This window comes from Falsochrobactrum tianjinense, from assembly GCF_019100495.1.
GTDB lineage: Bacteria > Pseudomonadota > Alphaproteobacteria > Rhizobiales > Rhizobiaceae > Brucella > Brucella tianjinense.
In genome coordinates, this window is record NZ_JAHRVA010000001.1 from 736,563 (window position 1) to 749,300 (window position 12,738).

The following is a 12,738-nucleotide window of genomic DNA, read 5'->3' on the forward strand; positions in this document are numbered from 1 at the left end:
CCAAGATGTTTGATCTGACTGGCCGTAAGGCTCTGGTGACTGGCGCGACCGGCGGTCTGGGTGAAGCAATTGCCCGCGCCCTGCACGCACAGGGCGCTATTGTCGGCCTGCACGGCACTCGTGAGGAAAAGCTGCAGGAATTGGCAGCCGAACTCGGCGAGCGTACCTTCATTTTCCCGGCCAATCTCTCTGATCGTGAAGCCGTCAAGGCTCTGGGCCAGAAGGCGGAAGAGGAAATGGGCGGCGTTGACATTCTGGTCAACAATGCCGGGATCACCCGTGACGGCCTTTTCGTGCGCATGAGCGACGAGGACTGGGATGCGGTGCTCAATGTCAATCTGACATCCGTATTCAACCTCACGCGCGAATTGACCCATCCGATGATGCGTCGCCGTCAGGGCCGTATCATCAACATCACCTCCATTGTCGGCGTGACCGGCAATCCGGGCCAGGCAAATTATTGCGCTTCCAAGGCGGGCCTTATCGGTTTCTCGAAATCGCTGGCGCAGGAAATCGCAAGCCGCAACGTGACCGTGAACTGCATTGCTCCGGGCTTCATCGAATCGGCCATGACCGACAAGCTCAACGAAAAGCAGAAAGAGGCGATCATGGGCAATATTCCCATGAGGCGCATGGGCGTGGGCACCGATATTGCTGCCGCCGTGGTCTATCTGGCGAGCGACGCGGCAGCCTATGTGACCGGTCAGACGCTGCATGTTAATGGCGGCATGGCGATGATCTGAACGGCTTTTCCCCCCAAATTATGGTAAATAATGCCTTAACACGGGGGGCTGAAAGGGAAAATGCGCTTTGCCTTGCTCAAGAAGCATGGTAATGCGCCGACGAGAATTGCGGTATTTGATGAAATGTGCCGTGATCCGGTTCCGAAAGGAATATCCACAGGATGACTGACAGGGCGGGTTCGTTCGCAACTTGGCAGGCATCTTATAACTTGATTACAATCCTGCATGCCGCTAACCAAGGCAGAGCAACAAACAAACAGGTCGAGGTTCCGACATGAGCGATACCGCAGAGCGCGTCAAGAAAATCGTTGTTGAGCATCTGGGTGTAGATGCCGACAAGGTCACTGAAGGCGCAAGCTTCATTGATGATCTTGGTGCAGACAGCCTCGACACCGTCGAGCTGGTCATGGCTTTCGAAGAAGAATTCGGTGTTGAAATTCCTGATGACGCTGCCGAAACGATCCTCACGGTCGGCGACGCTGTGAAGTTCATCGACAAGGCTTCCGCGTAATCTATATTGCCGGGGCCGGGATTCTTATAAATCCCGGCCCCGCTCGTTTTGGCCTTCTGGGCTTGGCTGCAATCGCGCGGCCCGGATCGCGATCGAAGCGTCATCCGCCTAGAGCCGATGGCTCGGTGGAGTGCGAACCATAAAGTTCTAAGGGGTGAATATGAGGCGTGTCGTTATCACCGGTCTCGGTCTGGTGTCACCGCTCGCAAGCGGTGTCGAAGAGACTTGGAAACGGCTTATTGCCGGTGAAAGCGGTGCCCGCCGCGTTACGGAATTTGAAGTGGATGATCTGGCCTGCCAGATTGCCTGCCGCATTCCTGTCGGTGATGGTACGAACGGCACGTTCAATGCCGACCTCCATATGGAGCCCAAGGAACAGCGAAAGGTAGATCCTTTCATCGTCTATGCGGTCGGCGCAGCTGATCAGGCGCTGGACGATGCTGACTGGCATCCCCAAAGCGACGAAGATCAGATACGCACCGGTGTTCTCATCGGTTCGGGTATTGGCGGCATCGAAGGCATTGTAGAGGCGGGCTACACGCTGCGCGACAAGGGCCCCCGCCGTATTTCTCCATTCTTCATTCCCGGTCGTCTGATCAATCTGGCTTCCGGCCATGTGTCGATCAAGCATAAGTTGCGCGGGCCGAACCATGCGGTCGTCACCGCCTGCTCCACCGGCGCGCACGCCATTGGCGACGCAGCCCGTCTTATCGCTTTCGGCGATGCGGACGTAATGGTGGCTGGCGGTACGGAATCGCCGGTGAGCCGCATTTCGCTGGCTGGTTTTGCGGCCTGCAAGGCGCTTTCCACCAAGCGCAATGACGATCCGACCGCAGCATCGCGCCCCTATGACGAAGACCGCGACGGCTTCGTAATGGGTGAGGGCGCTGGTGTCGTGGTTCTCGAAGAACTCGACCATGCCCTGGCGCGCGGTGCGAAGATCTATGCGGAAGTCATCGGCTACGGCCTTTCGGGCGATGCCTATCATATCACTGCGCCGACTGAAAACGGCGAGGGTGCGCAGCGCTGCATGGAAGCTGCGATCAAGCGCGCTGGCATCACGCCCGGCCAGATCGACTACATCAATGCGCACGGCACTTCGACCATGGCCGACACGATCGAGCTTGGCGCGGTCGAACGGGTGGTGGGCGATGCGGCGCCGAAAATTTCCATGTCTTCGACCAAGTCGTCCATCGGTCATCTGCTGGGCGCTGCCGGTGCTGCGGAAGCGATTTTCTCGACGCTTGCCATCCGCGACAATATCGCGCCTGCGACGCTCAATCTCGACAATCCAGCGGTCGAAACCAAAATCGATCTGGTGCCGCACAAGCCGCGCGAGCGCAAGATTGACGTGGCCCTGTCGAATTCGTTCGGCTTTGGCGGAACCAATGCATCGCTGATTTTGCGCCGCTACGTCTGAACCGAACGGCGATAACATCTGATGAAGAATAAAAACGCGGGGATTTCTCCGCGTTTTTGCCAAAATAAAACCGGATGCGATGTTTAAAATCGCCGACAACGTTTAATGTAGTCGCGATTCAAAAGGGTTCGCAAATCCCCGGACCCGGCCCAATAGCAAAAACTCCGCCTTGAGTATTCATACTTGAGCATTCATGGCATCGAATCGGGCAAGCGACAGGACGAGGTGATGGAGTGAGTTCAGAGGAAAAGCCCGGAACCAATCCTGCTGGAGAGCAGCCGCATTCAGCCGCGCCCGGACAGGCCGCGGAAAGCAAACCCTTCGTGCCGAAATCGGCATCCGAAGCTTTGCGGCCAGAACCGGGAACGCCGCCGCCGCGCAAGCGTTCGCGCCATGCGCGCAGCCAGATCGTGGTGTTCATGAATTTCATGCTCTCGCTGGCCGTGCTGGTGCTTTTGGGCGCGTCGGCGTTGTTTTATTTCGGCAAGGTTCAGTTTGACGCTCAGGGGCCGTTGACGACGGAAACGACATTTCTCGTCAAGCGCGGCGCTGGCGTTTCGGAAGTTTCCAACAGTCTCGAAAACCGCGAAATCGTCACCGATGCGCGCATTTTCCGTTATGGCATGCGCGCCTATGGGCACGAGAACGACCTGAAGGCTGGCGAATACGCCATTCCGGCAGGCGCCACGATGCGCGATGTGATGAACATCCTCATCAGCGGCAGATCAATCATGTATCCGCTGACCATTCCCGAAGGGCTCACCGTCAAGCAAATATTCGACCGCATCGCCGCCGACCCGATTCTGGTTGGCGATATGCCCAAGGAAATGCCTGCCGAAGGCGCGCTGTTTACCGACACGCTCAATTTCACGCGCGGCACGTCGCGCACGGAAATCATCACTCGCATGATCGCTTCGCAGAAGAAGCTGATCGATGATATATGGGCCAAACGCCGTCCTGACCTGCCGGTCAAGGACAGGAACGAATTCGTGACGCTTGCCTCCATCGTGGAGAAGGAAACGGGCATCGCATCGGAACGTCCGCATGTAGCTTCGGTTTTCGTGAACCGTTTGAACAAGGGCATGCGCATCCAGTCCGACCCGACGATCATCTATGGTCTGTTTGGTGGAGCAGGAAAACCGCCGGATCGCCCGATTTTCAAGTCGGATATCGAAAAGCCGACGCCGTATAATACTTATGTCATCAATGGCCTGCCGCCGACGCCGATCGCCAATCCGGGCAAGGCCGCGCTTGAAGCCGTTGCCAATCCGCTCGACACCGACGATCTCTATTTCGTTGCTGATGGAACGGGAGGCCACGTCTTCGCCCGCACTTTGCAGGAGCACAATGCAAATGTGCGCAAATGGCGGACGGTTGAGCGGGAAAAAGCCCAGCAGCAACAACAGAATGCCGTTCAGTGACGGGCTGACGCTGACCGGCTTCCGGTCGGCATGAGGGGAAGGGAAGCATGGCGCTCCAGAGTATGACAGGGTTTGCGCGCCATGCGGTGCAGCATAGCGCAGCAGGTCCGGATAAAACCAATGGCGAGGCGCGTATCGTCTGGGAAGTGCGCTCGGTCAACGGCAAGGGGCTGGACCTGCGCCTGCGCCTGCCGCCGGGGCTGGAGGCAACCGAGCATCCGGTCCGCTCGCTGCTTGCCCGCTATTTTTCACGCGGCAATTTTCAGGCCACGCTGAACGTCGAATATGTGCAGGCGCAGGCGGGCTTCACCGTCAATCAGGCCATGCTCGATGAAGTGCTGAAACTTGGAGCCGAATTGCAGGCCCGCCACGGCCTCGCGCCCGCAAGTATCGACGGTATTTTTTCGCTGCGCGGCATTATCGACCAGACGGAAGTGAGTGAGGACGAGGCGACGCGTGCGGAACTGGAAGCGGCGATTGTCGTAGCATTCGAGGGCGCGCTCAAATCAATCGCCGAGGCGCGCGAGCACGAAGGAAACGCGCTTTTCACGATCCTTTCGGGCCATGTCGACACAATCGAAGGCCTCACGCTTGCGGCGCGCAACGATCCCTCGCGCGGCATAGAAACCATCAAGGCACGGCTTGCGGCGCAGGTCTCGCTTCTGCTGGACGGCGCGCACGATCTTGATGACGCGCGGCTTTATCAGGAAGCAGCGTTTCTGGCTACCAAGGCGGATATTCAGGAAGAACTCGACCGGCTTGAGACGCATGTGGCGTCGGCGCGCAAGCTGCTTGCCGATGGCGGACCGATTGGCCGCAAGCTCGACTTTCTTTCACAAGAATTTAATCGCGAAGCGAACACCTTATGCGCCAAGTCGAACGCGGCATCGATCACGGCCATCGGCCTTGAACTGAAGGCGATCGTCGATCAGTTTCGCGAACAGGTACAGAATCTGGAGTAACGGGAATATGGCCACCTCTTCGGTTGAAAATGGCATTGCGCGCAGAGGTCTCATGGTGGTGATCTCGTCGCCATCGGGAGCGGGGAAGTCCACCATTGCACGGCAATTGCTCAACGATCCGGACATGAAGCTTTCGCTGTCGATCAGCGTGACGACGCGTCCGCGCCGTCCCAGCGAGATCAACGGCGTGCATTATCACTTCATCACCGCGCGCGAATTCGAGCGCCTGCGCGATAATGACGAACTGATCGAATGGGCACAGGTGCACGGCAATTTCTATGGCACGCTGCGCGAGACCGCAGAGATTGCACTGGCTGACGGTCAGGACATGCTGTTCGACATCGACTGGCAGGGCGCGGAGCAGTTGCAGGCCCAGATGCCTGCCGACGTGGTCTCGATCTTCATTTTGCCGCCGAGCATGCATGAATTGCAGCAGCGCCTCAATCGCCGCGCGGAAGACACCGCCGAAGTGATCGAAACCCGGCTGCAAAACGCCCGTTTTGAAATCCAGAAATGGGTGCAATACGATTATATCGTCATCAACGAAGACCTTGAGCGCTCTTATGCGGGGATCAAGGGCATCATCACGGCGGAGCGCCTGCGTCGCGACCGCCGTCCCGGCCTGTTCGATTTCGTCACCGGCCTTCTGGAGGAGGAACCGGGGCGTGACTGAACTCCCGGATATTTATAAAAATTATATCGAATGCCTGAACGGGCAGGACTGGGAACGGCTGGGACAATTCGTTGACGAGAAGGTGGTGCACAATGACAGGCCGCTCGGATTGGCTGGCTATCGTGCGATGCTGGAAGGGGATTTTTGCGCCATCCCCGATCTCTGCTTCACCATACAATTACTCGTTTCCGAGCCGCCCTTCGTTTCGTGCCGCCTCTGGTTTGACTGCACACCCAAAGGCGAGCTGTTCGATCTTCCCGTGAATGGCCGGAAAATCCAGTTCGCCGAGAATGTCTTCTACAAGTTTCAGGCGGGACGGATCGCACAAGTGTGGTCGATCATCGACAAGTCTGTGATTGAGGCTCAACTTGCCGGCAGTGCCAGGCACCTGGAATAAGACTTGTTATACCGCCGTGCCGCCGACCGTTACCTGATCCATGCGCAAATGTGGCTGGCCGACGCCGACCGGCACCCATTGCCCGCCTTTGCCGCAATTGCCGCTGCCGGTATCGAGCTTCATGTCGTTGCCGATCATCGAAATACGCTGCATCGCGTCGGGTCCGTTGCCGATCAGCATCGCGCCCTTGACGGGCGCGCCGATCTTGCCATCTTCGATCATATAAGCTTCCGTGCAGCCAAAGACGAACTTGCCCGATGTGATGTCCACCTGACCGCCGCCGAACGAAACCGCATAAATGCCCTTCTTCATCGAGGCGATGATTTCTTCCGGTGTCTTGTCGCCTGAAAGCATATAGGTGTTGGTCATGCGCGGCATCGGCGTATGGGCATAGGATTGGCGACGTCCATTGCCGGTCGCCTGCATTCCCATCAGTCGCGCGTTCTGCCGGTCCTGCATGTAATTGACCAGCTTGCCGTCATCGATCAGCACGGTGCGATTGGTCGGTGTGCCTTCATCATCGATAGTCAGCGAGCCGCGCCGCTCGGCAATCGTGCCATCATCGACAACCGTCACGCCTTTGGACGCAACCTGTTGTCCGAGCAGACCGGAGAAAGCCGATGTCTTCTTGCGGTTGAAATCGCCCTCAAGCCCATGCCCAACGGCTTCATGCAGCATCACGCCGGGCCAGCCGCTACCGAGCACAATGTCAAAAGTGCCTGCTGGAGCAGGGATGGCTTCAAGGTTGACGAGCGCCTGACGAAGTGCCTCGTCGGCCGCGAGCTGCCAGCTTTTGCTGGTGAGGAAATCGCCAAAGCCCTTGCGCCCGCCCAGCGTATGCGAGCCTGATTCCTGCCGGTCGCCATGGCCCGCCACGACCGACACGCTCAGCCGTACCATGGGGCGGATGTCGCGGACGAAATGCCCGTCGGCACGCAGGATCTCAACGTGCTGCCATGAGGCGGCCAGCGAAACCGAAACCTGCCGTACTTTCGGGTCCTTGGCGCGCAGATAGGCGTCGATCTGCTGGAGCAGTTGCACCTTGGCGTCGAATGTCGGCGAACCGATGGGGTTCTCATCCGTATAAAGCTGGCGATTGGTGCCTGCGGGAGCGGTGGAATAGCTGCCGCTATGCCCGCTCAATGTGGCGGAAACCGCATCGGAAGCGCGCTTGAGGGCGCCAACCGAAAGATCGCCTGCATGGGCGTAGCCGATGGCTTCGTCTACTACGGCGCGTAGGCCAAATCCTCGGTCCTGGTTGAAAGAGCCGGTTTTGAGGCGGCCATTGTCAAAGACGAGCGCCTCTGCCTCGCGATACTCCATGAACAACTCGCCATCGTCGCTGCCCTGGAGGCTCTGCGCGACAAGGCGCTCAATATCGTCGCGGCTGGCATCGAAACTATCAATCAGGCTCTTCATAAAAATAATCCTGCGGCATGTGTGTGCCGCAGGATGTAAGCCTTAAACCAGCTGAGAACAACCGGGTGGTCATCCCTAAATCAGGGAAGAGCGTCGAAGCCTTCACCAAATCCGTTCAAATCCACCGGAATGCCCACGCCCTCTTCGGGGGTCTGGAACACGATGAAGGTTGCTGATTTGCCAGAGCGGAACGTGTTGAGAAGATCGTCTTCAAGGATTACTTCTGCATAGCAGCCATCTTCAAAGCAGCGCACGAAATAGGCGCGGCCAATATCCTTGCCATCGATATTCAGGCCAAGCCCGTTGGGCAGCAAGACGCCGAGCGGTGCCAGAACACGCAGGATGCGCGCCTTGTTGTCGGCGGTCTTGAGAACGACGACCGAAAGCCCCAGTTCAGGACGCTTGGCAGCCACCACATTCTGGATCAACGCGCATTGTTCGGTCTTGGCGCCCGCTGGCGTGTCGCACAGAATCGACCATGCGCCATGCTGCGACTTGAGCGTCCCGCTCTGTTGCGGCGTGGAGGAGGATTGCGGCTGCGTCGGCGATTCCTGGGGAGCAGGGAGCTGCGCGGGCGTTTCCTGTGCTGTGGCCGGCATCGCAACGGCGGCCAGCCCCAGAGCTGCGCCCGTTGCGAGATATGCCAGGCGTTTAAAGGTCGAGCGGCGGGCAGATATGCGCAAAATCATGAAATCTCCAGATCGAATCACCGGGACGTTAACGCGCAAAGCAGGTGGTGAAAAGCGCTTGTCGCTTCCATCTCACCCTCGCGAGAGCAATACCGTCCGTTACAGACATTGTCACGCGGCACATTAAAGGAAACGTCCTGCGCAATCATGGCTTCATTATGGGTTTCCCCGGTTTTCCAAGTTTTTTCCAAGTTTTTATGACCAAGCCTGCCAGTTGCGAAAGCGATGGATGCGGGCCTCTGACGCAGCCGCGCGCGCAAAAATGCCGCACAGGAACATATTCGCCTTCCTTGCGGTGTGCGCTAAGGTGTGGTTGAACGCGGACGGGGGATGCGGCCGTCTTTACGTCCGGCGTCCAGCCTGAAAAGGCGAAAAGGGAGAGAGTTCTGGTGGATAAGATTTTTGCCACAACGAAGAGCGCCGTCGCGGGTGCTCTTGGATTGCTGTGGACGGGCGGGGTCGCTCTGGCGGATCAGCCGCGTCCATGGGAGATAAGATTTCAGGATGCTGCCACGGGTATCGCCGAGCAGATCCACTGGTTTGAGCGTTATACGCTCTGGTTCCTTGTTCCGATTACATTGCTGGTTCTGGCTCTGATTCTCTGGTGCGTCATCAAGTTTCGCGCTGGCGTTAATCCTCAGCCATCGAAGACCAGCCATAATACGGCTATTGAGGTGATCTGGACGGTCGGTCCGGTTATCGTTTTGCTGTTTCTGGCGGTGCCGTCGTTCCAGCTTCTGACCGCGCAATATTCGCCGGAAGATCCGACGCTGACGGTCAAGGCGACCGGCTATCAGTGGTATTGGGGATATGAATATCAGACCGAAACCCCGGTCAGTTTCGACGCCCTGATCCTCAAGGACGATGAACGCGCCGAAGCAGGCAAGGAAGACCGCGCTCGTTATCCGCGCCTTCTGGCGGTCGACAATGAAGTCGTGGTTCCTGTAGGCGAGACGGTTCGTCTTCTTGTGACGGCTGGCGACGTGATCCATTCCTGGACCATTCCCGCTTTCGGCGTGAAGATGGACGCCGTTCCCGGACGCATCAACGAAGCCTGGTTCAAGGCCGACAAGGAAGGCCTCTATTACGGCCAGTGTTCGGAGCTTTGCGGCAAGGATCACGGCTTCATGCCGATTGCCGTGCGCGTGGTCTCGAAAGAGCGTTACGAGACGTGGCTGGCTGCGGCAGCATCGGATGTTCCAGGAGCCAACAAGGCGCTTCAGGCCGCCATCGAAGGCGATGCAAACGAAAAAGTGGCTGCGGCGGGCCTCTGAAATCCCGCCAGAGCGTCGCGTGTCCATGAGGGTGCGCACAGGACGCTCTGACTATTAAACCTACGCATCGGACCTTCGAGAAGCCGGAATGGTTTTGGGCCGATGTCGTAGCAAGACTGGAAGAAACGGGAGCAAATTCCATGGCTGGCACAGCAGCTCACGAGCATGGAGCCCATGACGACCACAAGCCTCGCGGCTGGGTTCGCTGGGTCTACTCGACCAACCATAAAGATATCGGGACTCTGTACCTGATTTTCGCGATCATTTCGGGTATTATCGGCGGCGGTCTGTCGATTGCGATGCGCGCCGAATTGCAGGAACCCGGCATCCAGATTTTCCATGGCCTGGCGGCGATGGTTTATGGCGTTGAAGGCGATGCGGCTCTTGATGCCGGCAAGCACATGTTCAACGTGTTCACCTCGCTGCATGCACTGATCATGATCTTCTTCATGGTCATGCCGGCGCTGATCGGCGGCTTCGCCAACTGGATGATTCCGCTCATGATCGGCGCGCCGGACATGGCGTTCCCGCGCATGAACAACATCTCGTTCTGGCTGCTTCCGCCTGCCTTGCTTCTGCTGCTGATTTCCTTCTTCATGCCGGGACCGGCCGGAGGTTGGGGACCCGGCGGCGGCTGGACGCTTTATCCACCTTTCTCGACGTCCGGCCAGCCCGGACCGGCTGTAGACTTTGCCATTCTGGCAGTTCACATTTCCGGTGCATCGTCGATTCTGGGCGCGATCAACTTCATCACCACTATTTTGAACATGCGTGCTCCGGGCATGACGCTGCACAAGATGCCGCTTTTTGCATGGGCCGTGCTGGTGACGGCATTTTTGCTGCTGCTGTCGCTTCCGGTTCTTGCCGGCGGTATCACCATGCTGCTCACCGACCGCAATTTCGGCACTGCCTTCTTTGCACCCGAGGGCGGCGGGGATCCGATCCTCTATCAGCATCTGTTCTGGTTCTTCGGCCATCCGGAAGTTTACATCCTGATCCTGCCGGGCTTCGGTATCGTCAGCCATATCGTGTCGACCTTCTCGCGCAAGCCGATCTTCGGCTATCTGGGTATGGCCTACGCCATGGTCGCAATCGGCGTTGTCGGCTTCGTCGTGTGGGCGCACCACATGTACACGGTCGGCCTGTCGCTTGACACGCAGCGCTACTTCGTCTTCGCAACTATGGTGATCGCGGTGCCGACCGGCATCAAGATCTTCTCGTGGATCGCGACGATGTGGGGCGGCTCGATTACCTTCCGCGCGCCGATGCTCTGGGCAATCGGCTTCATCTTCCTGTTCACCATTGGTGGTGTGACAGGCGTACAGCTCGCCAATGCCGGTCTCGACCGCGCCCTGCACGACACCTATTACGTTGTGGCGCACTTCCATTACGTTCTGTCGCTGGGTGCCGTGTTTGCGATCTTCGCGGGCTGGTACTACTGGTTCCCGAAGATGAGCGGTTATATGTATGACGAGTTCACCGCGAAGCTGCACTTCTGGGTCACTTTCATAGGCGTGAACCTGGTCTTCTTCCCGCAGCACTTCCTGGGTCTTGCTGGCATGCCGCGCCGTTACATCGATTACCCCGATGCCTATGCGGGCTGGAACATGGTGTCCTCGTATGGCTCCTATATTTCGGGCTTCGCTGTGCTGATCTTCCTCTACAACGTTTTCGAGGCGTTCGCGAAGAAGCGTGAAGCAGGTGCAAATCCGTGGGGCGACGGGGCAACCACGCTGGAATGGCAGCTTTCTTCACCGCCTCCATTCCACCAGTGGGAACAACTGCCGCGCATCAAATGATGATGTCGGGCGAAGACTCTGGCGAGGTGGCCAAAGAAAACTTCGCCCGGACGAGGAAATGTGCTATGTGCGGGCGGCATTCTATTCCGCCCGCAGCCGGTCGATCCAGAGTCAGTATTCAAGCTGGCATTTGACGCGGTACTTTTCGGGGCGACGAGTGCTTCCGGGAGGTATGATCGTGATGGGTGTCCGTTTGCATCTTTGCAGGATGCGGCGATGACCCGGTGAGTTCGAGGTTGTTGAAGTTAATGTCTCTGGTGGAAAAAAATACGGCTTCCGATAATGCATTCGCCCTATCCGAGGCGACTGCGCGGGATTACCTTACTCTTTTGAAACCGCGCGTAATGTCGCTGGTGGTGTTCACGGGGCTTGTCGGTCTAGTGCTGGCACCCGGACACATCAATCCGGTTCTTGCCGTGATCAGCATTCTTTGCATCGCAATCGGCGCCGGGGCCTCGGGTGCGCTCAATATGTGGTATGACGCGGACATCGACGCGATAATGAAGCGCACGCGCAACCGTCCCATTCCCGCTGGCGTGATCGAACCCGGCCAGGTGCTGGCCTTCGGTCTCACATTGTCGGTCTTTTCGGTCATCACACTTGGCCTGATGGTTAACTGGCTTTCGGCAGCTTTGCTGGCCTTCACCATCTTTTTCTATGCTGTGGTCTATTCGATGTGGCTCAAGCGTTCGACGCCGCAGAATATCGTGATCGGCGGGGCGGCGGGAGCTTTTCCGCCAATGATCGGCTGGGCCGCAGCCACCGGCGAGATCACCTGGGACAGCACGGTCCTGTTCCTGATCATCTTCCTCTGGACGCCGCCGCATTTCTGGGCCTTGTCGTTGTTTTCTGCCAATGATTACGAAGCCGCGCGCATTCCTATGATGCCCAATGTGAAGGGCGAGCTTTCGACCCGCCGCCAGGCGATGTTTTATTCGCTTCTGATGGCACCGGTCGGCGTGCTGCCATGGGTGATGGGTTTTGCCGGGCCTGTTTACGGTACCGTTTCGGTTCTGCTTGGTCTGGCTTTCATCTATTATGCGTGGCGTCTTCTGATGGCGCAATCGCAGCCGCAAATGCTGACTGCGGCCCGCAAGCTGTTCCGCTTTTCGCTGATCTATTTGTCAGGCATCTTCGCGATGCTGCTGCTGGAGGCCGTGACGCTGAATATTTTGACCGCCAGCGGGCTGCTGTGAAGACCGTGGCAATGGAGACTGTTTTGAAGGACAAGCCAGAGCAAGAATCGGCAAAGGAGGGACTGGATATGATCGTTCCGACCGAGTCGCAGAAAAAAGCGCAGCGCAACCGCTCGTTCGGGCTTGCCATCGCGCTCGTGCTGTTCGTGCTGCTTGTCTATGTCGGGACGCTGGCCAAGATGGGTGCGAACGTGTTCATACGGCCAATGTAGGCGTTGGGTCTTTCGGGAGGAG

Annotated in this window: 13 protein-coding genes; 11 read left to right on the forward strand and 2 right to left on the reverse strand. The window is 58.0% G+C overall.

Annotated features, from left to right (window positions below; translation table 11 throughout):
- Positions 1 to 5: 5 nt before the first annotated feature.
- The 7 genes from fabG (at position 6) to KUG47_RS03495 (ending at position 6,127) form a co-directional block, all read left to right on the forward strand.
- Positions 6 to 743, forward strand: a complete 738-nt coding sequence (gene fabG, locus KUG47_RS03465; protein ID WP_185917620.1) for a 3-oxoacyl-[acyl-carrier-protein] reductase — start codon at positions 6 to 8, stop codon at positions 741 to 743.
- A 274-nt stretch (positions 744 to 1,017) separates the two neighbouring features.
- A complete protein-coding gene (locus KUG47_RS03470) occupies positions 1,018 to 1,254 on the forward strand; it encodes an acyl carrier protein (protein WP_002963616.1) in 237 nt (78 codons plus the stop codon).
- A gap of 160 nt (positions 1,255 to 1,414) precedes the next feature.
- Positions 1,415 to 2,674: a beta-ketoacyl-ACP synthase II gene (gene fabF / locus KUG47_RS03475; RefSeq protein WP_217676533.1), complete on the forward strand. Its 1,260-nt coding sequence runs from the start codon at positions 1,415 to 1,417 to the stop codon at positions 2,672 to 2,674.
- A 233-nt stretch (positions 2,675 to 2,907) separates the two neighbouring features.
- Complete coding sequence (mltG, locus tag KUG47_RS03480; protein ID WP_217676534.1) at positions 2,908 to 4,095, forward strand: endolytic transglycosylase MltG; 1,188 nt, start codon at positions 2,908 to 2,910, stop codon at positions 4,093 to 4,095.
- Between the two features lie 47 nt (positions 4,096 to 4,142).
- Positions 4,143 to 5,057 carry a YicC/YloC family endoribonuclease gene (locus KUG47_RS03485; protein ID WP_217676535.1) on the forward strand — a complete coding sequence of 305 codons (915 nt, stop codon included), beginning with the start codon at positions 4,143 to 4,145 and terminating at the stop codon, positions 5,055 to 5,057.
- 7 nt (positions 5,058 to 5,064) lie between these two features.
- Positions 5,065 to 5,730, forward strand: coding sequence for a guanylate kinase (gmk, locus tag KUG47_RS03490; protein ID WP_217676536.1), 666 nt, complete (start codon positions 5,065 to 5,067; stop codon positions 5,728 to 5,730).
- Entirely contained in the window at positions 5,723 to 6,127 is a 405-nt protein-coding gene (locus KUG47_RS03495) for an ester cyclase (protein ID WP_340162775.1), read from the forward strand. The genes gmk and KUG47_RS03495 overlap by 8 nt, the downstream gene beginning before the upstream one ends.
- A 6-nt stretch (positions 6,128 to 6,133) precedes the next feature.
- Here KUG47_RS03495 and tldD read toward each other — a convergent pair whose 3' ends face one another.
- A complete protein-coding gene (gene tldD / locus KUG47_RS03500; protein ID WP_217676538.1) occupies positions 6,134 to 7,546 on the reverse strand; it encodes a metalloprotease TldD in 1,413 nt (470 codons plus the stop codon).
- 80 nt (positions 7,547 to 7,626) lie between these two features.
- On the reverse strand, positions 7,627 to 8,235 hold the full coding sequence (locus KUG47_RS03505) for an invasion associated locus B family protein (RefSeq protein ID WP_217676539.1): 609 nt from the start codon (positions 8,233 to 8,235) through the stop codon (positions 7,627 to 7,629).
- Between the two features lie 389 nt (positions 8,236 to 8,624).
- On the opposite strand from KUG47_RS03505, the gene coxB reads away from it, so the two are divergent.
- From coxB to KUG47_RS03525, 4 genes are all read left to right on the forward strand, one after another.
- Positions 8,625 to 9,509 (forward strand): cytochrome c oxidase subunit II, encoded by an 885-nt coding sequence (gene coxB, locus KUG47_RS03510; protein WP_217676540.1) that lies wholly within the window; start codon positions 8,625 to 8,627, stop codon positions 9,507 to 9,509.
- 140 nt (positions 9,510 to 9,649) lie between these two features.
- Positions 9,650 to 11,308, forward strand: coding sequence for a cytochrome c oxidase subunit I (gene ctaD, locus KUG47_RS03515; RefSeq protein ID WP_217676541.1), 1,659 nt, complete (start codon positions 9,650 to 9,652; stop codon positions 11,306 to 11,308).
- Between the two features lie 248 nt (positions 11,309 to 11,556).
- Positions 11,557 to 12,504: a heme o synthase gene (locus tag KUG47_RS03520; RefSeq protein ID WP_217676542.1), complete on the forward strand. Its 948-nt coding sequence runs from the start codon at positions 11,557 to 11,559 to the stop codon at positions 12,502 to 12,504.
- Between the two features lie 68 nt (positions 12,505 to 12,572).
- On the forward strand, positions 12,573 to 12,716 hold the full coding sequence (locus tag KUG47_RS03525) for a hypothetical protein (protein ID WP_422718047.1): 144 nt from the start codon (positions 12,573 to 12,575) through the stop codon (positions 12,714 to 12,716).
- Positions 12,717 to 12,738: the final 22 nt, after the last annotated feature.

Coding starts and splice junctions, on each gene's coding strand:
- fabG (WP_185917620.1), top strand. CDS start 6: ATGTTTGATCTGACTGGCCGTAAGGCTCTGGTGACTGGCGCGACCGGC.
- KUG47_RS03470 (WP_002963616.1), top strand. CDS start 1,018: ATGAGCGATACCGCAGAGCGCGTCAAGAAAATCGTTGTTGAGCATCTG.
- fabF (WP_217676533.1), top strand. CDS start 1,415: ATGAGGCGTGTCGTTATCACCGGTCTCGGTCTGGTGTCACCGCTCGCA.
- KUG47_RS03485 (WP_217676535.1), top strand. CDS start 4,143: ATGGCGCTCCAGAGTATGACAGGGTTTGCGCGCCATGCGGTGCAGCAT.
- gmk (WP_217676536.1), top strand. CDS start 5,065: ATGGCCACCTCTTCGGTTGAAAATGGCATTGCGCGCAGAGGTCTCATG.
- tldD (WP_217676538.1), bottom strand. CDS start 7,546: ATGAAGAGCCTGATTGATAGTTTCGATGCCAGCCGCGACGATATTGAG.
- KUG47_RS03505 (WP_217676539.1), bottom strand. CDS start 8,235: ATGATTTTGCGCATATCTGCCCGCCGCTCGACCTTTAAACGCCTGGCA.
- ctaD (WP_217676541.1), top strand. CDS start 9,650: ATGGCTGGCACAGCAGCTCACGAGCATGGAGCCCATGACGACCACAAG.
- KUG47_RS03520 (WP_217676542.1), top strand. CDS start 11,557: ATGTCTCTGGTGGAAAAAAATACGGCTTCCGATAATGCATTCGCCCTA.
- KUG47_RS03525 (WP_422718047.1), top strand. CDS start 12,573: ATGATCGTTCCGACCGAGTCGCAGAAAAAAGCGCAGCGCAACCGCTCG.